Source organism: Geminicoccaceae bacterium, assembly GCA_020638465.1.
GTDB lineage: Bacteria > Pseudomonadota > Alphaproteobacteria > Geminicoccales > Geminicoccaceae > JAGREO01.
On sequence record JACKIM010000002.1, the window covers coordinates 761,107 to 786,390 of the forward strand.

The 25,284-nt window shown below is 62.2% G+C and carries 24 protein-coding genes and 1 tRNA gene; 16 read left to right on the plus strand and 9 right to left on the minus strand.

Features of this window, described 5'->3' with window-relative positions; genetic code table 11:
- Positions 1-130 precede the first annotated feature (130 nt).
- The 7 genes from purQ to H6851_13945 all read left to right on the plus strand — a co-directional run bounded on the left by purQ (position 131) and on the right by H6851_13945 (position 6,413).
- On the plus strand, positions 131-793 hold the full coding sequence (gene purQ / locus H6851_13915) for a phosphoribosylformylglycinamidine synthase subunit PurQ (protein MCB9944701.1): 663 nt from the start codon (positions 131-133) through the stop codon (positions 791-793).
- Complete coding sequence (purL, locus tag H6851_13920; protein MCB9944702.1) at positions 793-3,003, plus strand: phosphoribosylformylglycinamidine synthase subunit PurL; 2,211 nt, start codon at positions 793-795, stop codon at positions 3,001-3,003. The genes purQ and purL overlap by 1 nt, the downstream gene beginning before the upstream one ends.
- Before the next feature lie 24 nt (positions 3,004-3,027).
- Positions 3,028-3,261: a BolA family transcriptional regulator gene (locus H6851_13925; GenBank protein MCB9944703.1), complete on the plus strand. Its 234-nt coding sequence runs from the start codon at positions 3,028-3,030 to the stop codon at positions 3,259-3,261.
- A gap of 104 nt (positions 3,262-3,365) precedes the next feature.
- Entirely contained in the window at positions 3,366-3,704 is a 339-nt protein-coding gene (gene grxD, locus H6851_13930) for a Grx4 family monothiol glutaredoxin (GenBank protein MCB9944704.1), read from the plus strand.
- A complete protein-coding gene (locus tag H6851_13935) occupies positions 3,704-4,255 on the plus strand; it encodes an MOSC domain-containing protein (protein MCB9944705.1) in 552 nt (183 codons plus the stop codon). The genes grxD and H6851_13935 overlap by 1 nt, the downstream gene beginning before the upstream one ends.
- 260 nt (positions 4,256-4,515) lie before the next feature.
- Positions 4,516-5,571 (plus strand): Glu/Leu/Phe/Val dehydrogenase, encoded by a 1,056-nt coding sequence (locus H6851_13940; protein MCB9944706.1) that lies wholly within the window; start codon positions 4,516-4,518, stop codon positions 5,569-5,571.
- A 134-nt stretch (positions 5,572-5,705) separates the two neighbouring features.
- Positions 5,706-6,413 (plus strand): Crp/Fnr family transcriptional regulator, encoded by a 708-nt coding sequence (locus H6851_13945; GenBank protein MCB9944707.1) that lies wholly within the window; start codon positions 5,706-5,708, stop codon positions 6,411-6,413.
- Positions 6,414-6,446: 33 nt separating this feature from the next.
- Here H6851_13945 and H6851_13950 read toward each other — a convergent pair whose 3' ends face one another.
- Positions 6,447-8,333: an adenylate/guanylate cyclase domain-containing protein gene (locus tag H6851_13950; GenBank protein MCB9944708.1), complete on the minus strand. Its 1,887-nt coding sequence runs from the start codon at positions 8,331-8,333 to the stop codon at positions 6,447-6,449.
- A gap of 147 nt (positions 8,334-8,480) precedes the next feature.
- Here H6851_13950 and H6851_13955 point away from each other — a divergent pair, with 147 nt between their 5' ends.
- Complete coding sequence (locus H6851_13955; GenBank protein ID MCB9944709.1) at positions 8,481-9,344, plus strand: DUF4384 domain-containing protein; 864 nt, start codon at positions 8,481-8,483, stop codon at positions 9,342-9,344.
- A gap of 16 nt (positions 9,345-9,360) precedes the next feature.
- On the opposite strand, the gene H6851_13960 is transcribed toward H6851_13955, so the two are convergent.
- Positions 9,361-10,647, minus strand: coding sequence for a divergent polysaccharide deacetylase family protein (locus H6851_13960; protein ID MCB9944710.1), 1,287 nt, complete (start codon positions 10,645-10,647; stop codon positions 9,361-9,363).
- 263 nt (positions 10,648-10,910) lie between these two features.
- Between H6851_13960 and H6851_13965 the strand changes: the two genes are divergently transcribed.
- From H6851_13965 to trpC, 3 genes are read left to right on the plus strand one after another with little or no spacing between them, the layout of a single operon-like run.
- Positions 10,911-11,495, plus strand: a complete 585-nt coding sequence (locus H6851_13965; protein MCB9944711.1) for an aminodeoxychorismate/anthranilate synthase component II — start codon at positions 10,911-10,913, stop codon at positions 11,493-11,495.
- Positions 11,492-12,529, plus strand: coding sequence for an anthranilate phosphoribosyltransferase (gene trpD / locus H6851_13970; protein MCB9944712.1), 1,038 nt, complete (start codon positions 11,492-11,494; stop codon positions 12,527-12,529). Before H6851_13965 ends, trpD begins: the two co-directional genes overlap by 4 nt.
- Positions 12,526-13,320 (plus strand): indole-3-glycerol phosphate synthase TrpC, encoded by a 795-nt coding sequence (gene trpC / locus H6851_13975; GenBank protein ID MCB9944713.1) that lies wholly within the window; start codon positions 12,526-12,528, stop codon positions 13,318-13,320. The genes trpD and trpC overlap by 4 nt, the downstream gene beginning before the upstream one ends.
- Positions 13,321-13,394: 74 nt before the next feature.
- Here trpC and H6851_13980 read toward each other — a convergent pair whose 3' ends face one another.
- The 4 genes from H6851_13980 to H6851_13995 form a co-directional block, all read right to left on the minus strand.
- Entirely contained in the window at positions 13,395-13,532 is a 138-nt protein-coding gene (locus tag H6851_13980) for a multicopper oxidase domain-containing protein (GenBank protein ID MCB9944714.1), read from the minus strand.
- A gap of 112 nt (positions 13,533-13,644) precedes the next feature.
- A tRNA-Glu gene (locus tag H6851_13985) sits at positions 13,645-13,720 on the minus strand.
- Between the two features lie 62 nt (positions 13,721-13,782).
- On the minus strand, positions 13,783-15,039 hold the full coding sequence (locus H6851_13990) for a class I SAM-dependent RNA methyltransferase (protein ID MCB9944715.1): 1,257 nt from the start codon (positions 15,037-15,039) through the stop codon (positions 13,783-13,785).
- A gap of 3 nt (positions 15,040-15,042) precedes the next feature.
- Positions 15,043-15,357 carry a hypothetical protein gene (locus H6851_13995; protein MCB9944716.1) on the minus strand — a complete coding sequence of 105 codons (315 nt, stop codon included), beginning with the start codon at positions 15,355-15,357 and terminating at the stop codon, positions 15,043-15,045.
- Between H6851_13995 and H6851_14000 the strand changes: the two genes are divergently transcribed.
- The 3 genes from H6851_14000 to H6851_14010 all read left to right on the plus strand — a co-directional run bounded on the left by H6851_14000 (position 15,356) and on the right by H6851_14010 (position 18,344).
- Positions 15,356-16,315, plus strand: coding sequence for an RluA family pseudouridine synthase (locus H6851_14000; protein ID MCB9944717.1), 960 nt, complete (start codon positions 15,356-15,358; stop codon positions 16,313-16,315). The genes H6851_13995 and H6851_14000 overlap by 2 nt on opposite strands.
- A gap of 177 nt (positions 16,316-16,492) precedes the next feature.
- On the plus strand, positions 16,493-17,398 hold the full coding sequence (rpoH, locus tag H6851_14005; protein MCB9944718.1) for an RNA polymerase sigma factor RpoH: 906 nt from the start codon (positions 16,493-16,495) through the stop codon (positions 17,396-17,398).
- 346 nt (positions 17,399-17,744) lie between these two features.
- Positions 17,745-18,344, plus strand: a complete 600-nt coding sequence (locus H6851_14010) for a cytochrome b/b6 domain-containing protein (GenBank protein ID MCB9944719.1) — start codon at positions 17,745-17,747, stop codon at positions 18,342-18,344.
- Between the two features lie 95 nt (positions 18,345-18,439).
- On the opposite strand, the gene H6851_14015 is transcribed toward H6851_14010, so the two are convergent.
- Positions 18,440-19,168, minus strand: coding sequence for a hypothetical protein (locus H6851_14015; GenBank protein MCB9944720.1), 729 nt, complete (start codon positions 19,166-19,168; stop codon positions 18,440-18,442).
- Between the two features lie 492 nt (positions 19,169-19,660).
- On the opposite strand from H6851_14015, the gene H6851_14020 reads away from it, so the two are divergent.
- Together H6851_14020 and H6851_14025 are read left to right on the plus strand one after the other, a co-directional pair.
- Positions 19,661-21,592, plus strand: coding sequence for a serine protein kinase (locus H6851_14020; GenBank protein ID MCB9944721.1), 1,932 nt, complete (start codon positions 19,661-19,663; stop codon positions 21,590-21,592).
- A 21-nt stretch (positions 21,593-21,613) separates the two neighbouring features.
- Positions 21,614-22,813, plus strand: a complete 1,200-nt coding sequence (locus H6851_14025) for a DUF444 family protein (protein ID MCB9944722.1) — start codon at positions 21,614-21,616, stop codon at positions 22,811-22,813.
- Positions 22,814-22,890: 77 nt separating this feature from the next.
- Here H6851_14025 and dctP read toward each other — a convergent pair whose 3' ends face one another.
- Positions 22,891-23,949 carry a TRAP transporter substrate-binding protein DctP gene (gene dctP, locus H6851_14030; GenBank protein MCB9944723.1) on the minus strand — a complete coding sequence of 353 codons (1,059 nt, stop codon included), beginning with the start codon at positions 23,947-23,949 and terminating at the stop codon, positions 22,891-22,893.
- A 40-nt stretch (positions 23,950-23,989) separates the two neighbouring features.
- On the minus strand, positions 23,990-25,279 hold the full coding sequence (locus H6851_14035; GenBank protein ID MCB9944724.1) for a TRAP transporter large permease: 1,290 nt from the start codon (positions 25,277-25,279) through the stop codon (positions 23,990-23,992).
- Positions 25,280-25,284: the final 5 nt, after the last annotated feature.

Here is a 25,284-nt window from a genome sequence, read left to right on the forward strand (position 1 = left end):
GGAGATTGGCGAAATGAAGAATATGGGCTGAGGTAGCTAAGAAACGCTTAACAATCGGGCGTCATCCTCTTGCCGGTTGACCATCACGGCGCTATCCACCCCGCGTCGCCCCACCCATTTCGGAGCAGTCATGCGCGCCGCGGTCATCACGTTTCCCGGCTCGAACTGTGATCGCGATCTCGCCGTCGCGTTCGAGCGCGTCCTGTCCTGTCCCGTTGAGCGCGTCTGGCACGGCGATTCACATATGCCCGACGTCGATGTGATCGGGGTTCCGGGCGGGTTTTCCTATGGCGACTTTCTGCGCTGCGGTGCAATCGCCGCCCGTTCGGCAATCATGGCCGAGGTCATCCGCAGGGCCGGGGCCGGGGTGCCGGTGATCGGGATCTGCAACGGCTTCCAGGTGCTCACCGAATGCGGATTGCTGCCCGGTGCGCTCATTCGCAATGCCGGGTTGTCCTTTATCTGTCGTTACCTGTCGCTTGAGGTGGTTACCGAACGGTCGGTCTTTACCGGGGGTTATCGCCGAGGCGAGAAAATCTCGCTTCCGGTAGCCCATCACGATGGCAACTATGTGATCGACGGGGATGGTCTCAAGCGCCTTGAGGACGAGGACCGCATCGCCCTGCGCTATCTCGACAACCCCAACGGCTCGACTGCCGGTATCGCCGGGGTGCTCAACGGAGCGCGCAATGTGCTGGGGCTGATGCCCCATCCCGAGCGGGCGATCGAGATGGATCTGGGCGGTACCGATGGACGACGCATGATTGAGGCATTCATGGAGACCGTTGGCTGATGAACGTGCCTGTCGATATCACGACCGAGATGATTGCCGAGCATGGACTTTCCGATGCCGAATACAGGCTCGTGATGGAGATTCTGGGGCGAAAGCCGAATATTCTCGAACTCGGTATTTTCTCCGTCATGTGGTCCGAGCATTGCTCGTACAAGAGCTCGAAGAAGCACCTGGGCAAGTTCCCGACGCAGGCCCCCTGGGTGGTCTGCGGCCCCGGGGAGAACGCCGGTGTGGTCGATATCGGCGAAGGCAAGGTTGCGATCTTCAAGATGGAGAGCCACAACCACCCCAGCTTCATCGAGCCCTGTCAGGGGGCTGCCACGGGCGTGGGCGGCATCCTGCGCGATGTCTTCACCATGGGTGCCCGACCGGTGGCGATGCTCAACGCGCTGCGGTTTGGCGAGCCCCGGCATCCGAAGACCCGGCACCTGGTGTCGGGTGTGGTGTCCGGTATAGGCGGGTATGGCAACTGCGTCGGCGTGCCGACGGTGGCCGGCGAATGTACATTCGATGCGGCGTATAATGGCAATATCCTCGTGAACGCCATGTGCGTCGGTGTCGCCGATGCCGACAAGGTCTTCTATGCAAGCGCCAGTGGTATCGGCAATCCGGTGATCTATGTGGGAGCGAAGACCGGTCGTGACGGCATTCACGGGGCAACGATGGCCTCTGCCGAGTTCAGCGAGGAAAGCGAGGCAAGACGCCCTACGGTCCAGGTCGGCGATCCTTTCACCGAGAAGTTGCTGATCGAAGCCTGTCTCGAACTGATGGAAAAGGACTGCATCGTCGCGATCCAGGACATGGGGGCCGCCGGACTGACCTCCTCGTCTTTCGAGATGGCCAGCCGCGGCGCATGCGGCATCGAGATGAACCTCAGTGCGGTACCTTTGCGCGAGGAGAGCATGACCCCCTACGAGATCATGCTCTCCGAGAGCCAGGAGCGGATGCTCATGGTCCTGGAAAAGGGGCGTGAGAGCGAGGCGCATGCGGTGTTCGAGAAGTGGGGGCTGGCCTTTGCGTCGGTGGGGACGGTCACCGACACCGGCCGCATGGTACTGCTCTGGGAAGGCGAGGTGGTGGCCGACGTGCCGATCGCGCCCGTCTCCGGTGCATCACCGGTCTATGACCGGCCGCACGAACCGACCCGGCCGCGCGTTCCTGTCTATGCCGATGACCGGATGATGCACGGGGCCATCCAGAACAGCCTGCTGATGCTGATGGGTTCGCCCGACATGGCCAGCAAGCGATGGATCTGGGAGCAGTATGACCACATGGTCATGGGCGACACGGTTCAGTGTCCCGGCGGCGATGCGGCGGTGATCCGCCTGCATGGCTCCAATCGGGGTCTTGCGGTGACGTGCGACTGTACCCCGCGCTACTGCGAGGCCGATCCCTTCGAAGGCGGCAAGCAGGCCGTGGCCGAAGCATGGCGCAATCTCACCGCCGTCGGCGCCCGTCCGCTTGCCATCACCAACTGCCTCAATTTCGGCAACCCCGAACGTCCGCATATCATGGGGCAGCTCGTGGGCTGCATTGACGGCATGGCCGAAGCCTGCCGCGTGCTCGACTTTCCCGTCGTCTCCGGCAATGTCTCACTCTACAACGAGACCGACGGTGCTGCCATCCTTCCCACACCCGACGTCGGCGGCGTCGGACTCATTGACGATCTCGGCTTCATGACCGGCATCGCTTTCGATGACGAGGGGTTGCAGCTGATCCTCGTGGGTACCGGCGGTCACTGGATCGGCGCTTCCGTGTTCTGGCGGGTGGTTGCCGGCCGCAACAATGGTGCACCGCCACCCCTGCGCCTGGCCGAGGAGCGCCGGCATGGCCATTTCGTCCGCGACATGATCCGCAACCGCCGGGTTCGCGCCTGCCACGACCTGAGCGATGGCGGCCTCGCCGTTGCTGCCGCCGAGATGTGCCTTGCGTCCGGCATCGGTGCGAATATCGCCATACCCACCGATGTACCGTCGATCAATGGCTGGCTGTTCGGCGAGGATCAGGCCCGCTACCTCCTTGCCGTTGATGGCGTGACCCGCGACGAGGTTCTGTGGGCGGCGCGAAAGGCCGGGGTAATCGCCCGCGTCGTCGGAGAGACGGGCGGCGACGGATTGACCCTCGGCCAGACAGACGCCATACCGCTGGACAGGTTGCGCGAGGCCCACGAGGGCTGGATGCCGGCTTTCATGGGACGGCAGCGCCGATGACTCCGACAGAAGGGTAGATCCATCATGGCCATGCATGCGGGCGAGATCGAACAGCTTATCAAGGAGGCCATGCCCGGCGCCGAAGTGACGATCGAGGACCTTGCCGGGGACGGCGACCATTATCGTGCCACGATTGTTGCCGAGGATTTTCGCGGCAAATCCCGGGTCCAGCAGCACCAGCTCGTCTACAGGGCGCTCGGAGGGCGCATGGGCAACGAGCTTCATGCCCTGGCCCTGAATACTTCCGCGCCCGCCTGAACGGTCACGCAGGCTATCGGCATCGCGTCCGTTCACTGCTATAGTCTCCCGCAAATGGCCGAAGTCCCGCCGGCGTCCGGCGGATCAACCCAAGGAAACGTTCGATGAGCGACGCCACCCATGATCGCATCCAGCAGCAGGTCGACCAGGATGATGTGGTCCTCTACATGAAGGGCACTCCCGTATTCCCCATGTGTGGGTTTTCCGCGGGTGCCGTGCAGGTGCTCTCGCACCTGGGTGTGAAGTTCCAGTCCTACAACGTGCTCGAAGACCAGGATCTGCGCGAGGGCATCAAGAGCTTTTCCAACTGGCCGACCATTCCCCAGCTCTATGTCAAGGGCGAATTCATCGGTGGTTTCGACATCATGAAGGAGATGTTCGAGGCTGGCGAGATCCAGCAGCTCATGACCGAGAAGGGGCTGGTGCCGCAAGGGCAGGCCTGATGTTCCGTGGGGCGGATGAACTGGCGCGGGCCCTGGATCACATCCGGGCCGCACCCGCCGACGACGGCAGCATCGAGCTGATGCAGATCCGACCCGGCAAGGGGCGGCGCAGACCCGTGCCCTCCATCCGTCTCACGGCCGCGGAAGGCGCAAGCGGTGATCGCTGGCTGGCCACCGCTCGTCGCGACGCCGAAACCGGCGAGGTCTGGCCCGACATGCAGGTGACCCTGATGAATGCCCGCATGATCGCCGCCATTGCCGGCGAGAAGGAAAACTGGCCGCCGGCCGGTGACCAGTTCTTCGTCGACCTCGACCTCTCCATGGACAACCTGCCTGCCGGCCGGCAACTCGCCATGGGTTCCGCCGTCATCGAAATCACTGCTGAACCCCATCTCGGCTGCGACCAGTTCATCGAACGCTACGGAATCGACTCGTGCCGCTTCGTCAATTCCCGCGAAGGCAGGGCCCTGCGCCTGCGCGGCGTCAATTGCAAGGTCGTGAAGGATGGCGAGGTGACGATGACGGACCGGGTAAGGAAGGTCCGGGAATAGGAACGGAGGGGCGGGATCGTCCGATCGTCGCCATTGTGGTCTGTGCGGTATTGTATCAACCCGAGGGAAAATTCGGGTTTGGAAAAATTGCAGAATATTGCGATGCAATAACGGCATTTGGCGAACATCTTTATCCATCGATTGTCGGATATGGGAAGAATTTGCCTGGCGACTCCTTCAACGCGGGAAAAGGGAAAGAAAATTTCTCGCCATTTGCGTTAATATTTGCCCATCTGGAATATTCGACATGGGTAGTTGTCATGAACCTGTTCGACGCCATCGACTTTGCGGATCATGAGGAAGTCTGCCATTTCCACGATCGGGCCAGTGGATTGCGAGCCATCATCGCCATCCATAGCACGAGACTTGGGCCGGCCGTTGGTGGTTGCCGAATGTGGAACTATGTTGATGAGGAAGCAGCCATCGCCGACGCGTTACGGCTTTCACAGGGCATGACGTGGAAATCCGCCATGGCCGACCTGCCGCTCGGCGGCGGCAAGAGCGTTATCTGGGGCGATCCCGGAAGCATGAAGTCGCCAGCCCTGTTTCGCGCCTTCGGCCGTGCGGTGGAAACCCTCAAGGGGCGTTACTACACCGGTGAGGACGTGGGAACGACACCTGCCGACATGGCCATGGCCGCGCGCGAGACCCGGTTCGTCATGGGCCGCGAGGAAGCCGGCAGCAGCGGCGACCCGTCACCGTTCACCGCCGACGGTGTGGCCATGGCCATGGAAGCTGCCGCTCTCCACAAGTTCGGTGCGACTGATCTGCGCGGACTGCGCATCGCCGTGCAGGGACTCGGCAATGTCGGCATGGCTCTCGCGGAACGGCTGTACCGACGCGGCGCGAAGCTTGTTGTCGCGGACATCGATGCTGCCCGGGTCGCTCGTGCGGTCGAAACCTTGCGGGCGACTCCGGTCGGCGTCGACCGGATCTTGTCCATCGAATGCGATATTCTCGCACCGTGTGCGCTGGGTGCGGTCATCAACGATGAGACGGTCGACAGCCTGCGTTGCCGGATTGTGGCCGGATCGGCCAACAACCAGTTGCACCGGCCCGAGCACGGCGACCGCCTGCATCAACGGGGCATTCTGTATGTCCCGGATTTCGTTGCCAATGCCGGCGGGCTCATCAACATCGCGCAGGAGGTCCTTTCACCAGCCTACGATGCCGGACGTACCCGTACCCACCTGTCGATCATCCCGCGAAGGCTGAAACAGGTCTTCGAGCGCGCGGCGGCGACCGCCACGGGTACTCACCGTGTCGCCGATCGGATGGCGCATGAAATCGTCGAGGGGCGTCGCGTGGCTGCCTGACCCGACTGCGAGATCCCGTATCGGCAACCGGCAAGAAGTGATCGGTTGCAGCAAAATGTCGCAAACTGGGCTAAACTCTTCCCGTTCAGGTGCACCGGTAAGACACGGATTCGCCTCAGGGGGAAGTGACGACAATGCTGGCAAACAGGCAGGAAGAGATACGCGACGGTCTTGCAGACAGTGACCTTTTCGGTTCGCTTTACGACGAGGAACTGGACCAGCTGATTGCTTTCGGCAGCATTGTCGAGGTGCCGTCCGGCAAGGTGATCTTTCAGCGCGGCGATCCCGGCGACTGCCTGATGATCGTGCTGAGTGGCCGGGTCAAGATTTCGAATCTCTCCGTAGACGGCAAGGAGGCCGTGCTCAATTTCATCGAGCCCGGGCATTGCTTTGGCGAGGTGGCGATGCTCGACGGCCGGGAACGCAGCGCCGATGCCACCTGCCTTCAGGCATGCCAGCTGTTCGTTCTCAAGAAAAAGGACATGATGGCGTTCATCGAGAGCCATCCGGGCATCGCCTGGCGCATACTGGGCGTTCTCTGCGCCAAGGTGCGGCGGGCTTCGGAGATGGTCGAGGACAGCGTGCTGCTGGCCATGGAGCCACGCATCGCCCGCGGGCTGCTTCGGCTTGCCCGCGATTACGGACGCAAGGAAGGCAGCGACGTCCACATCGAACTGCGCCTCTCGCAACGCGAGCTTGGAGCCTATGTCGGACTGGCGCGCGAGAACATCAACCGGCAGCTCAGCAGCTGGCGCGCCGATGGCCTCATCGCCATGGGACAGGGAACGATCGTCATCAGGCAACTGGCGGAACTGGAACGGATTGCCCATGGCGATCCCTGACCGGGCGGGATGAACAGAATGTGGCGGATATCGTCACTTGCTGTCGAGTCGGATCAGCACGCCATGTCCGCCTTTCCCGATCCGCTCCAGATGCATGGCGACAAGGCCGTCATCGGGATGTTGGGCTGCAAGCCGCTCCAGGATCGACCGGGCTTCGTCCATCTTGTCGCGTTCCATGCATTCGTAGGCGCGCATGTAGTCGTGCAGGGCGGCGTTGTTCTCTTGTACAGGCTCGAAGACCGCCACGGGAATGGCCTTGCCCACGGGGAGCAGGTCGGCCGACGGGCGTACGAGAGCCTGATTGCAGCCGTCGATGGTCGTCCCGCTTATGCATACTCGGGTCCTGAGATATTTGTTGGCTCCCTCGAGTCGGGCGGCGGTGTTGACCGCATCGCCGTGGGCCGTGTAGTTGAAGCGCAACTGGCCGCCGAAATTGCCGACCAGAACCATGCCGCTGTGCACGCCGATCCGCGTCACTCCCCAGACCCCGCCCCGCGCCTCGATCCGTCGCCTCAGCTCCTCGCTGGTCCGGTCGAGGGCAAGCGCGCAGTCGAAAGCCCGCTGTGCATGATCGCTCTGCTCGCCCGGAGCGCCGAAGAAGCAGTGCAGCGCGTCGCCCACGACCTTGTCGATGGTGCCGTCATGATCGAGGATCACCTGCAGCATGGCGTCGAGATAGTCGTTGAGCAGGGCATTCATCCGTTCCGGTTCGAGGCGCTCGGTAAGTGAGGTGAAACCGGCAATGTCGGTAAAGATGGTGGAAATCTCGCGACGTTCGCCACCAAGCTTGAGACGGCCGGGGTCCTCGATGAGCTGGCGGACCACGGCGGGGGCGACGAAGTGCTGGAAGGCGTCGCGGATGAATCGCCGCTCGCGCCGGGCAGTACCTCCTTCCAGGGCCTCGTGAAGGGCGTTGGCAGCGGCCATGGCGAAGCTGGGAACCACGATGGCCAGCAAGGGACCGCCCAGGGCAAAGATCCAGAAGGCCATGACCCAGTAACCGGCCATGGTGCCGAGCAGCAATACGGCCTTGGCGACAAGCGGGATCGACAGGCTGGCAATGCCGATACCCGCCATCGCCGCGAGGCCGGTGACGATGACCGTTCCCCAGCGGCCCGAGTCCGGCAGCGAGCGATGGTCGAGCAGTTGCGCCAGCATGTGCGCCTGAACGACCATGCCGGCGGTGGCGTTCCCGTTATCGGCGCGGGAAAGTGGCGTCAGGTAACGGTCGATATCGGGCAGGTTGCCGCCGATGAGGACGATCTTGTCCCTGAACCAGTCGTCGGGAAGATAGGTTACCTGATGTGCCGGATAACTGCGAAATGCGGACATTCCCGGTTTGGCGACACGATAGGCAATGGTGATTTCGCCTTCCGGCAGCTGCCTTCCGACAGCGCGGGCTAGCGCACCCGAAAAGGTCAACAGGCCGCTATCGTCATCGGGGTGAGGAATGTGCCGACGGACATATCCGTCGATCGGATCGCGGATCATCACCGCATCGCCCTGGATCGAGTGGGCGGCGAAGGCACGCTGCACCGCCTCGTCGTTTTCGCCGATATCGGCGACCTTCGGTGTGGCTGTGGCGATGATCACAGGCATGGATGCCTGCTCAAGGCTATCCTTCAGTTGCTTGTCGAGGACCGGCTCGGTCGGTCGGTTCAGGATGATATCGATGCCCAGGATGCGCGCACCCGCCGTGCCCATCCGGTCGACGAGACCCGCGATGAAGGCACGGTCGGGGGGCGATCGGCAGACGAAGGTATCCAGAGTGTCCTCCGTGAGCTCGACAAGCACGATGTCGGGGTGTTGCGGCAGTGGCGGGGTGAGATAGGCTATTCGCAGGTCGCGGAGGAAGTTCTCGATGGTGGTGATGAATGGCAACTGCGTTGCTGCCAGTGCAATCAGGCCGGCAAGGCCCATGGAGAGCACAGTGATGACCGCTCGTCTGTGTCGCTGTAACCTGGGCGGAAGGCCGGACATGGCCTTCATAGTGCCGACGCGCGGCGACCGTGCCAAGCGTTGTACAATGCTGCGGGGGAAAACATGGCATCGGGGGAAAAGATGAACATGCGAGTTGCCGGACTGCTGGCGATGGCAACGGTCATCATCGGGCAATATCCCCGTTGGGCGGAAGCTGACATGGTGGTTATCGCGACCACGGCACCGAACATCGATCTCAGCATGGTGGTCGAACCCGGTGCGAAGCTCGACCTGCCCGAGGGTGCGCAGGTCACCCTGCTGTCGATCGATGGCAGCATGCAGACCATCGTGGGTCCGGGCGGCATGGCTGGTGTCGATGCGGCTGCCGGGGAAGAGGGGGATGGACGGATGGTCGATGCACTCAGCCAGATTGTCCGGCAAACGCGGAACAATCACGGGCTGGGGGCCATCCGTGGCGACGGGGGTCGCTGTGATGGCATACACGATCTCGCCCAGTTGCTGGACCTAGGATGCCGACGTGATGCCGCCATCCGCATTGGCGAGCTTGCCGAACAGGTGCCGCCCGCACTCTTCATCGGTACGCAGAAGCCAGGGAGCGAGCCGGTCTTTACCTTGGGTGAGACCATCGACATCACGTTGCAAAGCAATTTCGACGGTTATGTCTACTGCTTCCATGAAGGCAGCGACGGGACAACCACGCGTCTGGTACCGTTGTCCGGTGCGGCGCCCATGCTTCGATCCGGCAATGCCGCGGACCTGGCCGGCGAACTGGGGGGCTACGGTCCGCTGGTTGCCAGTGAACCGGTGGGGGTCGACCGCCTTGCGTGTTTCGCCACTGACCGGGATCTTGCCCCGGAGGAGAGTGATCTCGTTTCGGGACCTCCGGCTCTGGGCACCCATCAACTCGATGGCAGGGTGCGCCAGAGCTTCGAGGCGCAGGGCGTCGAGCGCACCGCCCATGCCATCGTTCGGCTGGAGATCATCCGCTGACGCCTGTTGCGGAGCGCTACTCGGTCGCCTTGATTTCGCCCAGGGCCTGCGCGAGATATTGCTGAGGATCGCAGGCCAGTTTCGTTCGGGCGCAATATCGATGCGCCAGCATGTCGTTCACGGGAACGAACACGATGCCGCGGCTTGCGGCCTCGGGCATCCATTTCTCGAGCGCGTCCAGGGTGGCGCGACCGGGATGGCCGATGGCGAGCGCCGTGCCGACCTGTCGGGCGAGCTTCTCGGTACGGGCGAGCTGGGCGTCGATCGAGCGCCGGGTCGGTACATGGTCGATGAACACGTCACGCGCGGTGTTGGGCAGGGCCAGCCCGTCGGCAACCTTTTCACTGACGGTCTGTGCCGTCGTCACACTGTCCAGGAAGAACAGCTGTCGGTCCTTGAGGTGTTCGAGGACTACGCCCATGGCAGTCGCATCCGACGTGAAACGGCTGCCCATGTGGTTGTTGACGCCGTCGGCGCCCGGGACCCGCCCTACCGCCCAGTCCACCCTGTCGAGCATCTGCTGTGCGGGAAGATCGACCAGCAATGCGTGCGGCCCCGGATTGGCGTCACCCATAGGCTCCATCGGCAGGTGGACGATGACCTCGTGCCCGGCCCTTTCCGCTTCCTGTGCCAGCGCCGGGGTGTTTTCGGGATAGGGCAGGAACGCCAGCGTGACGGGGTGCGGCAGGTCGATGACCCGACGGGCCAGGCTCGCATTGTGCCCCAGATCGTCGATGACGATGGCAACCAGCGGCCCCGACAGGGGAGCGTGGGGCGACGGAACCCGCGCTGCCGGAGGAACCCGGACGGGTATGGCGACGACATTCTTGCCCGTGATGTCGGGCTCGGGGGAGGCGATCTCCGGTTCGCTGCGCGCTGACGCCTCCCAGATCGTGCCGCCGGCAGCTTCCCAACCCTGCATGTCCGACGGAATATCGGGCTTGATCGCCACCGGAAATCCGAAAGGTGACGCTCCCCCGTCGAAAAGAGCCGGTCCGGCGGCCGGCTCGATGATGCTGCCATCATCCTGCAGGACCATGGCAACCTGCGGAGACGGGGCGGGCAGGGATTCCTGCGGCAACCTGTCGTGGGCGATCTCGAATTTCCAGACGGCGTCGGGGGCAATCGCACCGAAGCGCGGCAAAGGCGGTGCGACCGGATCGTGCACGGTCGCCAGCCGCCAGTTGCGCTGTCCCTTGTCGACCAGATCGCCCAATGCCCAGGCCACGCCCGAGACGAGGATCACGAGTGCAGCCAGCCGCATCATCGTGCGCCTGAGATGGCGCCGCTGTCGGCGGTTCATCGCTCGAACTTTCGATAGGAACGTATCAGGGCCAATTCCTGCAGCTGGTCATTGAGGTACGCAAATCCAACGGCTTCAACATAGTTCGGAGTGTACGACAATGCCATGGTCAAACAGCACCCCTTGGTGCAGACTTGACGTCGGGACGTCCGTTTGTTTGTAGGACGGGGCAAATTCGTAACAGGAAACGCCGCACTCCGCACCGGATGCCTTTCGAGACGATGGGCGAGGGACTTGGAGCGGCCTGACGCGGGATCCGTTCCATGCTGCTGCTGATCGATAATTACGACAGTTTTACGTACAACCTGTTCCACTACCTCGGAGAACTGGGGGCGACGGCGGTCGTGCATCGCAATGACGCGATCAGTGTCGACGAGGCCATGGCGCTCGATCCGAGCGGCATCGTGATCTCGCCGGGGCCGTGCGACCCCGACCGTGCGGGCATTTCGCTAGCACTCATCGCGGCCGCCGAACGGCGCTGTCCGATTCTGGGCGTCTGTCTTGGCCATCAGTCCATCGCCCAGCATTTCGGTGCGGTCATCGACCGTGCACCGAAGGTGATGCACGGCAAGCTCAGCGTCATCCATCACGATGGCAGCGGCCTCATGGCCGGCTTGCCCGAACCGTTCAGGGCCACCCGTTATCACTCGCTCGTGGCCGTGCCCGCGACCATGCCGGACTGCCTGCATGTCAACGCCCGAACCGAAGAGGGGGTGGTCATGGGCATTCGCCACCGGCATCTGCCGATCCATGGCGTGCAGTTCCACCCCGAAAGCATCGCCAGTGAACACGGGCATCGGCTGCTTGCCAACTTCCTTGAACAGTGCCGCCAGCGGAGAGCTGCATGACTGCCGAACTGCAACGCTTCAAGTCGCTGATCGACAAGGCGGCCGGGGGTTCCAGTCTCGATTTCGACGAGGCTCGCGACGCCTTCTCGATCATGATGTCAGGCGATGCCACGCCCGCCCAGATGGCCGGTCTGCTCATGGCGCTGCGCGTGCGTGGCGAGACGGTGGAAGAGATAACGGCCGGTGCGTCGATCCTGCGTGAACGGATGACGGCGATCCGCGCACCTGCCGACGCCATCGACATTGTCGGCACGGGCGGCGATGGCAGTGGCACGCTCAATATCTCCACGGCATCCGCCATCGTGGTTGCCGGATGTGGCCTCACGGTTGCCAAGCATGGTAACCGTAACCTGTCTTCCCGTTCGGGGGCGGCTGACGCCCTTACAAGTCTGGGCGTGAATATCGATGCGCCGATGGAACTGATCGAGAGGGCGATTGCCGAGGCGGGGATCGGCTTCATGATGGCGCCGCGCCACCATGGTGCCATGCGACACGTGGCCGGCCCGCGCGTCGAGCTCGGCACGCGGACCATCTTCAATCTCCTGGGGCCGCTTTCCAATCCGGCCCGTGTCGACCGCCAGCTTACCGGCGTGTTCTCGCCGGAATGGCTGGAACCTGTGGCTGCCACGCTGGGCAAGCTCGGCAGCCGGCGCGCGTGGATCGTTCACGGTCACAGTGGTCTCGACGAGTTGAGTACCACCGGTCCCACGGAGGTTGCCGAATGGACTGGCAGTGGTATTCGACGGTTCACCATCGAGCCCGAGGAAATCGGTGTCCAGCGGACCACGCTGGACCGGCTCAAGGGCGGAACGCCGGAGGAGAATGCCCAAGCCATCCTGCGTCTGCTGGATGGAGAGAAGGGGCCGTTCCGCGACATTGTCCTGCTCGCCGCCGCTGCCGCGCTTGTCATGAGCGACCGTGCGGATTCGCTGAAGGACGGTGCCTTCCTCGCTGCCGGTGCCATCGACAGTGGCAAGGCCGGTGCGGCTCTGGAAAAACTGGTCGCCATCACCAACGGGGTTGCGGGCCCATGAGCGACGTGCTGGAGCGGATCTGTGCAAGAAAGCGCGAGCATGTCGCGGAGCGGAAGACCGAAACGGCCCTGTCGTCGCTTGAGGCGCGGATCCGCGATGTCGAGCGTCCGCGCGGTTTCAAGCATGCGCTGCGTCAGTGTGCGGGGTCGGGCCGGCCGGCCCTCATTGCCGAGATCAAGAAGGCGTCGCCGAGCAAGGGGCTGATCCGCAGCGATTTCGACCCGCCGTTCCTTGCGCGCGCCTATCGCGATGGTGGTGCGACCTGTCTTTCCGTGCTCACCGACGAGCCTTTCTTCCAGGGGCACGATCTCTATCTGGGAGCGGCCCGCGAAGCCTCGGGGCTGCCGGTTCTGCGCAAGGACTTCATGATCGACCCGTATCAGGTCGCCGAGGCGCGGGCGATCGGTGCGGATTGCATCCTCCTCATCATGGCCTGTCTCGATGACGGGCTTGCAGCCGAGCTCAATGGGGCCGCCGGGCATTACGGAATGGATGTGCTCGTCGAGGTTCACGACCGTGCCGAACTCGATCGCGCGCTCGCGCTCGACAATGACCTGATCGGCGTCAACAACCGCAACCTGAAGACCCTTTCCATCGATCTCGCCACCACCGAGCAACTCGCGCCGCATATCCCCGCAACACATTTGATGGTCGCCGAAAGCGGGCTTTACTCGAACGTCGACCTCAAGCGGATGCAGAAGGTCGGCGCCAGTTGCTTCCTCGTCGGGGAAAGTCTCATGCGTCAGAAAGATGTCACAGCGGCAACGAAGAAGCTGCTGGGCATCCGGTAGGTCCAGCGAGGCGAGCCAACAAACGGTCGCGACCGCTGCGGGTTCGATATCCGGCTCGCTTCACCCGTGGATTGTTACGGCTGGGGGACGAAAGGTCCAACCGAGGTCAGGTCCGCGCCTTCGGGCGTGCCTGCTCCCATGTCGTTCCGGGTGACGACGAACTGACGCATCATGTCATGGTCTTCATGTTCCAGAAGGTGGCAATGGTACAGGGCCGAACCCCTTTTTCGAGCGGGTCGCCTGTAGTGGAATCGAGATTTCGAATCCCGAAAGCGACCTTGCCTTTCAGGCTCCTGGCGACGTTTGCGGAGAGTGGAATGGAAATGGCGTCCCCAAGGGGAATCGAACCCCTGTTTCCGGCGTGAGAGGCCGGCGTCCTGGACCGCTAGACGATGGGGACACGGTCACTGTGACGAGCTCGTATCTAGTGGGCTGCGAGGCGGGAATCAAGCCCCGAAATCATCATCGCACGAGATAGGCGGCAAGTTCGATCGCCGGGGCATGGGTGAACTGGTCGATCGGCCGGAGGCGCTCGATCCTGAAACCGTGCCTGACAAGGATGGCGGCGTCCCGGGCGAAACTGGCCGGGTGACAGGACACATAGACCAGTCTTTGCAGTGTGGATCGGGCAATGGTCTCGCATTGCACCATGGCACCGGCACGGGGCGGATCGATGATCGCGGCGTCGAGCCGGCGCAGGTCGCGGGCGGACAATGGCCGGGTCTGCAGATCCTGCACCCGCGCATCGACGGCCGGAACCGTCACCTGCAGGGCACGGATCGCGGAACGGTTGTCGTCGACGGCCGTCAGGCGGTCGAGGCGATCGAGCAGCGGCAGCGACAGGCTGCCCAGTCCGCAGAACAGATCGGCCAGCGATGTCGCTCCCGCGAGCACCTCGACGGCGAAGTCCTGCAGGCTGCGAAGTCCGTCCCCGGTGGCCTGGAGAAATGCGGCCGGCGGCAGGGGCAGGTCATATTCGCCGATGCGGATGACAGGCTCGCCGACCTGCCAAAGGGTCTCGACAATATCCGCTGTGCCATCCGCCCAGCTGATTCGCAGAAGCCCGTGCGGTGCCAGGGTATCGGCAAGCCTCTCGACATCGGCCACTGAAGGTCGCAGGGGCGACTGCCCGTGCATGTCCACGCCGTTGTCCGTTCGTGTGAGCTGGATCTCGCCGCCTTTGGCGAGCCAGCCGAGCCGCGGTGCCAACTCGTTCAGCGCGGGCAACAGCATGTCGAGCGCCGGTTCGGCGACAATGCAATGGCCGATGGCGACCAGGCTGCGGCTCCATCTCTCGCGGAACCCGACCCGCCCGTTGCGGTCGACGGCAAGGCGGATCCGCCGTCGCGACGCTTCGGGGCTCACCGCCGGTGGATCGAAGGGGGGATGCGCCAGGCCCCGGTTGCTGAGTGCCCCTTCGATCATCGCGACCTTCAGACCGAGCGCTTGCGATACCGGGATATGCTGCAGGGCGCAGCCGCCGCAGCGCTCGAAATGCGGGCATGGCGCATCGATGCGGCCGGGCGAGCGTTCGACAAGCCGGACCGGACGACCCCTGAGGCGCTTGCGGTCGCGACCCTCGACGGCCACGATCCAGCGCTCGCCGGGGAGAGCCGTCGGTACGACCAGCTCGCGGATATCCTTGCCATTGTCATGGCGGGCGATACCGTCGCCGAGAAAGCCCATGCGGTCGATGACGACTTCGAGCGTGTCCCGCAACGGTCAGGATTCCGGCACGAGGTCGATGCGCCTGATGATCGTGTCGGACCTGGCGTCCACGAGGAGCAGGAATTTCCCACCGCTGCCGTCGTCGAAGGTCAGCAGCAGTCGGTCGTCGCCGAGTGCCGTATCCACCAGCGTTGCGCCAGCCGGTATGGCGAGCGTCGCATCGTCGGTCCTTTGCGCGTCTCCGCTCCCCATGGCACGCACGACGACCGTGCCGATCAGGAAGGCGGTACCGCCGACCAGCAGGATGCCGGCGACCAGATTGAATATCTTGACGTAGCGCTCAAAGGAAACGAGACGGTCTCCAGCCATGCAGAATTCACCCAATCCATTGTCATTCGAGATCGAGCCCGGCGCAGCCGGCGAGCGGATCGACCGGTTCCTGACCGGACAGCTCGACGACCATTCGCGTTCGCGCATCCAGGAGCTGATCAGGAGCGGTCATGCCCGTATCGACGGTGCGGTGGTAACCGAGCCCGGCCGACGGGTCAAATGTGCCGAGCGGCTTGAGATCGATCTTCCCCGACCGGTGCCCATGGCCCTCGTCGCCGAGCCCCGGGCGCTGGATATCCGCTACGAGGATGAACATCTGCTCGTGCTGAACAAGCCGGCCGGTATCGTTGTCCATCCGGCTCCCGGCCATGCCAGCGGTACCTTGGTGCATGCCTTGCTGGCCCATTGCGCCGGTGGCCTGTCGGGGATCGGCGGGGTGCAACGGCCGGGCATCGTCCATCGTCTCGACAAGGATGTCAGCGGCCTGCTGATGGTTGCGAAGGATGATCGCACGCACATGGGACTTGCCGGACAGCTGAGCGTCCATTCGGTCGACCGTGCGTATGAGGCCGTCGTCTTCGGCGTCCCAAGCCCGTCGAGCGGGCGGATCGAGAAGCCCGTGGGGCGCCATGCCGTGGATCGCAAGCGGATGGCCGTGACATCGAAGGGCAAGCACGCGATCACGGATTACCGCCTGCTGGAGGCCGCGGCGCCTCATGTGTCGCGAGTGCAACTGGTGTTGCATACAGGACGCACCCACCAGATCCGCGTGCATTTGTCGAGCCTCGGCCACTCGATCCTGGGAGATACCGTCTACCGCCCGCGCCGGGCACGATCGCTGCCACAATCCCTGCAGCAGGCCATTTCAACCCTGGATCGTATCGCGCTGCACGCGACTACGCTGGGTTTCGATCATCCCATCACTGGTGAACATTTGCGGTTTGATTGCCAACCGCCGGGGTTTTTCTCGGACCTGCTCAATATTTCGATGACATGAGAGCATTATGAAAACTTTGTCATTTTGAATTCTGGCTCTCGCATAAAAGTAGAAAAGCTGGCATAGTCATCCCAGTTGCTGAGACCCTGTCCTGTTGCGCCGTACCGTCGTTTTGTCGGTGCCGGTGGGCTCGGGAAGGGCGATTGATTGTCATGGAACCCAGGGAGCCGTTGCTCGATGGCCTATCTTCCGACAGTCCCCACCGAAGGAACGGGGCTTTCTCGTTATCTCGACGAGATCCGCCGGTTCCCGATGCTGGAGCCGGACGAGGAGTACATGCTTGCCAAGCGCTGGAGGGAAGACGACGACGTCGACTCGGCGCACAGGCTGGTAACCAGCCACCTGCGGCTGGTGGCGAAGATCGCCATGGGCTATCGGGGCTATGGCCTGCCGATGAACGAGATCATCTCCGAAGGCAATGTCGGGTTGATGCAGGCGGTGAAGCGCTTCGATCCTGACCGCGGGTTCCGTCTGGCGACCTATGCCATGTGGTGGATTCGTGCCGCCATACAGGAGTACATCCTTCACAGCTGGTCGCTGGTCAAGCTCGGTACCACGGCTGCGCAGAAGAAGTTGTTCTTCAATCTGCGGCGGCTCAAGGGCCAGATGCAGGCGATCGAGGAAGGGGATCTGCATCCCGAGACCGTCAAGGAGATTGCCGAGACGCTGGCCGTCACCGAGCAGGATGTCATCGACATGAACCGGCGCCTCGAAGGGCCCGATCATTCGCTCAATGCCTCGCTGCGCACCGAGGGCGACTCCGAATGGCAGGACTGGCTGGTCGATGACAGCGCCAGTCAGGAAACGGTGATCGCCGAAGAGGACGAGTTTAGCCACCGCCGCGACATGCTCGACCGGGCGATGGAGGTTCTCAACGACCGCGAGAAGCATATCCTCACCGAGAGGCGGTTGAAGGAGCAGCCCAGCACGCTGGAAGACCTTTCCACGGTGTACAACATCAGCCGCGAGCGGGTTCGCCAGATCGAGGTGCGAGCTTTCGAAAAGTTGCAGAAGGCGATTCGTGGTATGGAAGCCGAACAGGTCGCCCAGGCCGAGGAAAGGGTAATTCCCGACCGGCCCTGACAGTTTTCTCCGGTGGCCCGTTCGGATGGACGGACCGCCCGCACTCCCGTTGACCGTTCGATCATCCCATCGGGAAGCGCCGTATCCGGTCCCAAAACCGGGTGCGGCGTTTTCTCTTCCGCATTGGGGAAATATCGAGGTCGAGGTGATTGTCCTAGCTTCGCGTTGCTGTATGCCGGAAGACTGCAATCATGTGGAGAATGTAGCCAAAAATTGGCGTTCGACATATGACACATGAATTGGAAATCGGACTGACAGTCTGGGCCACAAGCTGGCACGGCGACGAATAAGCGCTACATCGTTCAGGCAAGCCCATTCTCCAGAGGAAAAAGGGGAGATTGCCTCGATGCAGCAGCCTGTCGATGTCCATTTCAGCCGGGCCACCAGACTGGTCCATGCCGGTCTCGCGATCGCCATCATCCTGCAACTGGCCACCGCCCAGTTCATGCAATCGCCAAGGCGTGACCGGCCCGGCGATTCGATTTTCGAACTGCATGAGATCTTCGGTCTGCTGGCAATGGCACTGGCCCTGGCATTCTGGGTCGTGCTCATCATGCGTCACAGGGGAACCGAACCCGGCAGGCTGGTCCCCTGGTTTTCAGCGGAGCGGCGCAGCGCCATGTTCAGGGATCTGGGCCGGTTCCTGTCCAGTCTCCGCTCCATGCGGCTACCGCGATATGATCCCGGGGATGCCTTCATCCCGGCCATTCAGGGGCTTGGCCTCCTGCTCATGACGTTCATGGCCGCCAGCGGCACGCTCTATGTCCTGGCGGAATGGAGCGGGATGGGGACGGGCGGCGCGATCCATGAGCTGATGGAAGTACACAGCTTCTTCGGCAATCTTGTCTGGGCCTATGTGATCGGCCATGCGGGAATGGCCATGGTCCATGAGTTCATTGGCGATCTGAGAATTTCACAGATGTGGTCGCTCCGGCGCGGGGACTGACCGGGACGGGAGTGCCTCGCAGCGACATGCCCACTTCAACCATGGTACACCGGCCGCACCAACGGGATGCGGCCGGTGCCGGATAGCGTGACGCTTCAGCCCTTCACCTTGCGGACCGCTTCAATGTCCGCACGTGCAGCACCGGCCAGCAGCATGCTGTCGACCGCTCCGGCGACCATCTGGTAGCCGGCCTCGAACAACTCCGCGGTATTGCGCATCGCCGAGGGGACAGTGGCCATGGGCTTGCCGCCGGCACGAATGCCGGCCTCGGCCTCGTGCACGACCTTCGCCACCTCGGCGTGAGCCAGTCCTTCCTCAAGATGACCAATGGAACCGCCCATGTCGTTGATGCCGATGAGCACGATGTCGATGCCATCGATCTCGGCGATCGATTTCGCATTGCGTGCCGCCGTTGCGCTCTCGATCTGGCCGATGACCAGCAATTCGTCGCTCCAGCGGTCGAGATAGTCCGGCCACATGCCCCAGCGGGTGCAGCGTTGCGCCTTCGCGGCATAGCCGCGCTTCCCCTGCGGAGGGTAACGGCATGCGTCGATGGCCGCGCGGGCCTCGTCGGCGTTCTCCAGCATCGGAATCATCAGCGAGGTCGCACCGGCGTCGAGAATCCGCTTGATATAGACATGGTCATTCCAGGGAACCCTGATCACCAGGGGGCAGCCGGTTGCGTCGCATGCGCGCATCACGTCGACGGCCGTCTCCAGGCTGGCGGCTCCATGTTCGTTGTCGAGGACAAGGAAATCGTATCCGGCATGGGCCATGAGTTCGGCGACGCCCGCATCCGGGAACGCCAGCCATGCCCCATACAATTTGTCCCCGGCTTTGATCCTTTTTTTCAATGAGTTGACGTGCAAGACCGAATATCTCCCCGTGATGCGGCATGACCAGAACGGCATGTCTCAAGTGAACGCGTGGCATTTTAGAAAAAAATCCGCGAATTTCTACTCGACTTATCCAAACATTCGCGAAAAGTGAAAACATTATTCAACTGCGGAGAAATCGCGCCATACGTGAGTTTTCTCTGTTGACCTGAAGTCTCAAGTATCTAAACTTCAAATATCATCTTTGTTTTTGCTATTCAACGGATGGTTGTGATCATTATCCAGCTGCAGGCTGTATATTGATCAGGCCCGCAGCCGTCCGGTCACATGAGGAAGCTTCCTGGCCCGAGGGCCGGATCACCGCGATTGCCGAAGAGTCTGAAAGGACTTTGTTCCCGATCGCTATGGGCGTCCAAAAACAAATGTCTGCTGTCTTCGGGGAACGCCGGTCTCGATGCAACCAGCTGGGATCCGCGCACAATGTCATCACCGACCATCGATTTTGCCGAATTGATCGAAAAGGATCGTACCGAGCGAGCGAAAGATCGCTGGAAAGGAACATTCCTCGACTATCTGGAACTGGTGAAGGAGGACCCGGGGCTCGCCGACCTCGCCCACAAGCGCCTCTACGACATGCTCACCGAGCCAGGCGAACTGGTGCTCGACAGCGAGGCCGACGGGCGGATCAAGCGGGTCTTCGGCGACCGTCCGGTCAAGGTCTACAACTTCTTCAAGGAGGAATTCTTCGGCATGGAGAAGACGCTCGACAAGATCGTGCGCTATTTCCATGCGGCGGCCATGGGCGGAGAGGAAGCCCGGCAGGTGCTCTATCTCATGGGTCCGGTCGGGTCGGGCAAGAGCTCGCTGGTCGAGCGGCTGAAGCGGGGACTGGAGCAGCTGCCGCCCATCCATGTCATCGACGGGTGCCCGATCTTCGAGCAGCCGCTGCATCTGATCCCGCGCCATCTGCGTCAGGCGTTCGAGGAGATGCTCGATGTCAAGATCGACGGTGACCTGTGTCCGATCTGCCGCCATCGGTTGATGAATGAATATGATGGCAAGTACGAGACCATGCCGGTGCGCACGGTCACGTTGTCCAAGCGGGCAAGGCGTGGCGTCGGAGTGGTCCCGCCGGTCGACCCCAACAACCAGGACACCTCGGTCCTCATCGGTTCGGAGGATATCTCCAAACTCGATCGTTACAGCGAGGGCGATCCGAGGGTGCTGGAACTGAATGGCGCGTTCAACGTCGGCAATCGCGGCATGGTCGAGTTCATCGAGGTCTTCAAGAACGAGACCGAATACCTGCACACCATGATCACCGCCACCCAGGAACGCTTCGTTCCGGCACCCGGGCGGCATGGGACCATTCACGTCGACACCTGCATCATCGCGCATTCGAACGAGGCGGAATGGCAGAAGTTCAAGGCCGACCACACCAACGAGGCGATCCTCGACCGGATCGTCGTCGTCAAGGTCCCCTACAACCTTCGCCTCTCCGAAGAGAGCAAGATCTATCGCAAGTTCCTCGACCGGTCGAAATTCAAGGTGCGCATGGCTCCGCACACGCTCGAAATCGCCGCGATGTTCGCGATCCTCTCCCGGCTGGAACCGAACGCCAAGTGCGACCTTGTCACGAAGTTGAAGATCTACAATGGCGAAGAGGTGCTGGAAAAGGGACGGCCGAAGAAGCTCACGGCTCACGAGCTGCGCGAGGATACCAAGCGCGAGGGGTTGTTCGGCATCTCCACCCGCTTCATCATGAAGGCCCTTGATACGGCACTCGCCCAGAACGACGGGATCATCCATCCGATCAATGTGCGCGAATCGCTGATCAGCATGGTGAAGGAGGTCGACATGGCCGACGACACCAAGAAGCTTTATCTCGAATTCCTCCAGGATACCTTGCACAAGGCTTATCTGGACTATCTGGAAAAGGACATCACCAAGGCGTTCGTCTATTCGTTCAAGGACCAGGCCGATACCCTGTTCCAGAATTATCTCGATCACGCCGAGGCGCATGTCACCCGGTCGAAGGTCAAGGATCCTGTCACCCGCGACGAGATCCAGCCCGACGAGGCTTTCCTGAAGTCGATCGAGGAGCAGATCGCGATCATCGGTCCGGCCGCCGACGGCTTCCGCCAGGAAGTGATCGCCTATCTCTGGTCTGCCAGCAGGCGCGGCGAGAAGATCGACTACTCGGCCTACGAACCTCTCAAGGAGGCCATCGAAAAGAAGCTCATGTCATCGGTGCGCGATATCAGCCGGATCATCACCAAGGCCCGGACACGCGACAGCGAGCAGCGCGAGAAGTATGACAGCATGGTCGAGAACCTGATCAGCCAGGGCTATGACGAGAGTTCGATCGACACGATCCTCAAATATGCCGCCAATCATCTGTGGAAGGACTGAGAGGGAAGGACAGGACGGATCATGACCGTATTCCGGCCCTATAGCGAAGGCGACGCACTGCGGTCCGACCGCAGTGCGGGCGACCGCAAGCGGCACCGCGACAAGTTGCGCCGCTCGATACGCGACAACATCGCCGACATCATTTCCGAGGAGGCGATCATCGGCCGCGACCGCGACCGGCTTATCAAGGTGCCGATCAAGGGGGTGAAGGAGTATCGCTTCACCTTCGGCGACAATCAGGGCGGTGTCGGCACCGGCAATGGCGAAACCGAGCAGGGGCAGATTGTCGGTCAGAGCGGCAAGAACGGCAAGAAGCCGGGCGAGGCCGGCGATCAGCCCGGCGAGGATGTCTACGAGACCGAGATCAGCCTCGAAGAACTGGTCGACATCATGTTCGAGGACCTCGAACTTCCCGACATGGAGCGCAAGATCCTCAAGGAGGCGCTCAGCGAGAGGGTGGCCAAAAGGCTGGGCTACCGCAAGCAGGGGGTGCGTGCGCATCTCGACCGCAAGCGCACGGCAAAGCAGAGGCTGAAGCGGCAGATCGCGGGCGGCCGCGCCACGGCTGCAGCAAGCAGTGACGCCGCCTTGCGCGAGCATTCCGACGGCCGTTTCCCCTTTCACAAGGAAGACCTGACTTATCGGCGCCTGCGGCTCGACACCCGCGAGGAGAGCAATGCGGTGGTCGTGTGCATCATGGATACATCGGGTTCCATGGACCGGATGAAGAAATACCTCGCGCGGTCATTTTTCTTTTTGTTGTACCAGTTTGTATGCACCAAATATCAAAAGACAGAGATTGTCTTTATTGGGCATCATTCGCAGGCAAAGGAAGTGACCGAAGACGAGTTTTTCCACAAGGGCGAGTCCGGGGGGACGATGATTTCGTCCGGATACAACAAGGCTCTGGAAATTATTCAAACTCGATACCATCCCGCACATTGGAATATCTACGCTTTCCACTGTTCGGACGGTGACAATTTTTCCAGCGACAATGAGGCGACGCTGCGCGCCGCCACCGAACTCTGCCAGATCTGCAACCTTTTCGGCTATGGCGAGATCAAGCCGATGGGGCATCACTTCTACGAGAGTTCGATGCTCGACCAGTTCGAGAAGCTGGGGCAGCCCAACTTCCAGAGCGTGCTGATCGAGTCGCGCGAAGACATCTGGCCGGCGTTCAAGTCCTTCATGTCCAAGGACAGGGAGCCTATGGCGGCCTGACCCTCCACCGACTCCCGATAGCGGGATATATCCCACCCTGTGCCGACCGGCGTTTTCGCCGGTCGGCACGATGTGCCTCAGCGGCTGCCGAGCCTTGCCAGTTCCTCGTCGACCGAGGTTTCGCAGTCGCTGGCGGCCTTGGCGTACTTGTCATACCAGTCTGCGCCAAACTGCTTTTCATACCATTCCTTCATCGGCTCGCGGACCGCGCGGAATGTCTCCATCTCCTCCTCGGTGGGGACATAGATCTCACCGCCGCCGGCAACGAATGCCGCACTCTGGCGGGCGTCGGCGCCCTTGTTGAATTCGAGCTGGACATCGGCCATCTGGCGCACTCCCGACACGACCAGTTCGCGCAGGTCATCGGGCAGGCCGTCGAGGAAATCCTGACTTACCGCCATGAAACCGAAGAGATAGGCATGCTCGTCGATGGTGGCGTATTTGAGGACCTCATTCATCTTGTTGGGCACGATATCGGTAACCGCGTTCTTGGTCCCCTCGACCACGCCCGTCGCGAGCGATGTGTAGAGTTCTCCCCAGGCAATCGGCGTCGGGTTGGCCTTGAAATAGGTCATCATCTCGACCGGCAACTGCGAATTGATCACCCGCATCTTGATGCCTTCGAGATCGGCTGCCGATTTCACCAGCTTGTCCGCTGTGAAGAAATTGCGGAACCGGCCGGTGTTGCCGATGCCGATCAGATTGACGTTGCCGGACTTCAGCAGGAAGGTTTCACGGACATCCTCGAAGAACGGGCCGCGGATCATGCATTCCGCCACGTCGTCGTCGCGGATCATGTAGGGCAGTTCGATGACCTGCAACTCGGGCATGAAGCCGACGAGCCCGCCCAGGGCCGTATGGGCGACCTCAAGCGTCCCGGCATTCACCTGCTCGACCATCTCGCGGAACGAGCCCAGCTGCGAGCCGGGGAAGATCTGGACCTCGATGCGGCCATTGGAGCGGCTTTCGAGGAAGAACTTGAGGAATTCACCGGCCACGTGATCGTCGCTGTCCGGACCGACCGGTCCCGGATGGCCGTACTTGACGACATAGTCGGCAGCATGTCCGGCAGTGCCCAGCCCTGCCGCCGTCACGGCCGCAAGGGCCGCGACGCCGGTCTTGAGAATCTTCAACATGATCTTGCCTCCCCGTTGATCGGGTTTTGTACTGCCGTCATCAGCCTGCGAGACCCAGAAGACGCGGCAGCGTCATCGTCAGGGCCGGGATGTACGTGATCAGGAGGATCACGACGAGGTGGACGAAGAGAAACGGCCACATGTCCTTGGCGATCTCGACGATCGACAGGCGCGTCAGCGTCGAGGCAACGAACAGCACCAGTCCCATGGGCGGAGTGGCAAGGCCGATGGTGAGATTCACGCACATGACGATGGCGAAATGCAGCGGATCGACGCCCAGTCCGATGACGGTCGGTCCGATCAGCGGGCCCAGGATGAGGATCGCCGGCCCCGCATCGAAGAACATGCCGACAATCAGCAGCAGCAGGTTGACGCACAGAAGGACGACCCACGGATTGTCGCTGATGCCGAGCAGCAGGCCGCTCACCGCCGTCGGCATGCCCGAGAGCGATGTCACCCAGCCGAACACCGTGGCCGCACCGATCACGAGCAGGATCGACGACGAGGCGATGCCGGAACGGTAGAGCATGTCCGGCAGCTGCCGGACCGACGGCGTGCGGGTGACGAACAGGCTGAGGAGCAGGGCATAGGCCACGGCGGCAGCCGCAGCCTCGGTCGGGGTGAACACGCCGGAGAGAATGCCGCCCAGGATGATGACCGGGGTCAGCAGGGGCAGGAATGCGCTGGTGAAGGCCGTCCTGACTTCGGCAGCCGTGGCCCGGCGTTCGGCCTTCGGGTAATTGCGCTTTTTGGCCAGGTGTCCGGTCATCAGCATCAGTCCGCCGCCCATCAGGATCCCGGGAATGAAGCCGGCGGCAAACAGGCCGGCCACCGAGACGCCCATGATATAGGCATAGACGACCATGATGATGGATGGCGGGATGACCGGGCCGATGACCGAGGATGCCGCCGTTATGGCCGCACTGAAACGACGCGTGTAACCATCCTTCTCCATGGCCGGGATGAGGATCGAGCCCAGCGCCGAGGTGTCGGCAACGGCCGAGCCCGAGAGCCCGGCAAACAGCATCGAGGATACCACGTTGACCTGGGCAAGGCCGCCGCGCAGGTGGCCGACGATGGAATTGGCGAAGTTGACCAGCCGTATGGTGATGCCGCCATGGTTCATGATCTCGCCGGCGAGGATGAACATCGGAATGGCCAGCAACGGGAACTGGTTGATGCCCGAGAAGATCCGCTGGGGCATCATCGACAGGAACACCAGCTTGTCCTGCAGCATGATGCCGACCATGGGCGCGAAGATGAGCGCGAACACGATCGGCACGCCGAGCACCATGACAAGGACGAGAATATAGAAGAAAGCGAGAGCCATCGCAC

What these genes read in the sequence shown, in the direction of transcription:
- H6851_13955 (MCB9944709.1), top strand. Translation starts at nt 8,481, where the DNA reads ATGCGAGTTGCCGGACTGCTGGCGATGGCAACGGTCATCATCGGGCAA.
- purQ (MCB9944701.1), top strand. Translation starts at nt 131, where the DNA reads ATGCGCGCCGCGGTCATCACGTTTCCCGGCTCGAACTGTGATCGCGAT.
- H6851_13935 (MCB9944705.1), top strand. Translation starts at nt 3,704, where the DNA reads ATGTTCCGTGGGGCGGATGAACTGGCGCGGGCCCTGGATCACATCCGG.
- purL (MCB9944702.1), top strand. Translation starts at nt 793, where the DNA reads ATGAACGTGCCTGTCGATATCACGACCGAGATGATTGCCGAGCATGGA.
- H6851_13965 (MCB9944711.1), top strand. Translation starts at nt 10,911, where the DNA reads ATGCTGCTGCTGATCGATAATTACGACAGTTTTACGTACAACCTGTTC.
- trpD (MCB9944712.1), top strand. Translation starts at nt 11,492, where the DNA reads ATGACTGCCGAACTGCAACGCTTCAAGTCGCTGATCGACAAGGCGGCC.
- H6851_14000 (MCB9944717.1), top strand. Translation starts at nt 15,356, where the DNA reads ATGCAGAATTCACCCAATCCATTGTCATTCGAGATCGAGCCCGGCGCA.
- trpC (MCB9944713.1), top strand. Translation starts at nt 12,526, where the DNA reads ATGAGCGACGTGCTGGAGCGGATCTGTGCAAGAAAGCGCGAGCATGTC.
- grxD (MCB9944704.1), top strand. Translation starts at nt 3,366, where the DNA reads ATGAGCGACGCCACCCATGATCGCATCCAGCAGCAGGTCGACCAGGAT.
- H6851_13950 (MCB9944708.1), bottom strand. Translation starts at nt 8,333, where the DNA reads ATGGGCCTTGCCGGCCTGATTGCACTGGCAGCAACGCAGTTGCCATTC.
- H6851_14020 (MCB9944721.1), top strand. Translation starts at nt 19,661, where the DNA reads ATGTCATCACCGACCATCGATTTTGCCGAATTGATCGAAAAGGATCGT.
- H6851_14010 (MCB9944719.1), top strand. Translation starts at nt 17,745, where the DNA reads ATGCAGCAGCCTGTCGATGTCCATTTCAGCCGGGCCACCAGACTGGTC.
- H6851_14035 (MCB9944724.1), bottom strand. Translation starts at nt 25,279, where the DNA reads ATGGCTCTCGCTTTCTTCTATATTCTCGTCCTTGTCATGGTGCTCGGC.
- H6851_13960 (MCB9944710.1), bottom strand. Translation starts at nt 10,647, where the DNA reads ATGAACCGCCGACAGCGGCGCCATCTCAGGCGCACGATGATGCGGCTG.
- H6851_14025 (MCB9944722.1), top strand. Translation starts at nt 21,614, where the DNA reads ATGACCGTATTCCGGCCCTATAGCGAAGGCGACGCACTGCGGTCCGAC.
- H6851_13945 (MCB9944707.1), top strand. Translation starts at nt 5,706, where the DNA reads ATGCTGGCAAACAGGCAGGAAGAGATACGCGACGGTCTTGCAGACAGT.
- H6851_13995 (MCB9944716.1), bottom strand. Translation starts at nt 15,357, where the DNA reads ATGGCTGGAGACCGTCTCGTTTCCTTTGAGCGCTACGTCAAGATATTC.
- dctP (MCB9944723.1), bottom strand. Translation starts at nt 23,949, where the DNA reads ATGTTGAAGATTCTCAAGACCGGCGTCGCGGCCCTTGCGGCCGTGACG.
- H6851_13925 (MCB9944703.1), top strand. Translation starts at nt 3,028, where the DNA reads ATGGCCATGCATGCGGGCGAGATCGAACAGCTTATCAAGGAGGCCATG.
- H6851_13940 (MCB9944706.1), top strand. Translation starts at nt 4,516, where the DNA reads ATGAACCTGTTCGACGCCATCGACTTTGCGGATCATGAGGAAGTCTGC.
- rpoH (MCB9944718.1), top strand. Translation starts at nt 16,493, where the DNA reads ATGGCCTATCTTCCGACAGTCCCCACCGAAGGAACGGGGCTTTCTCGT.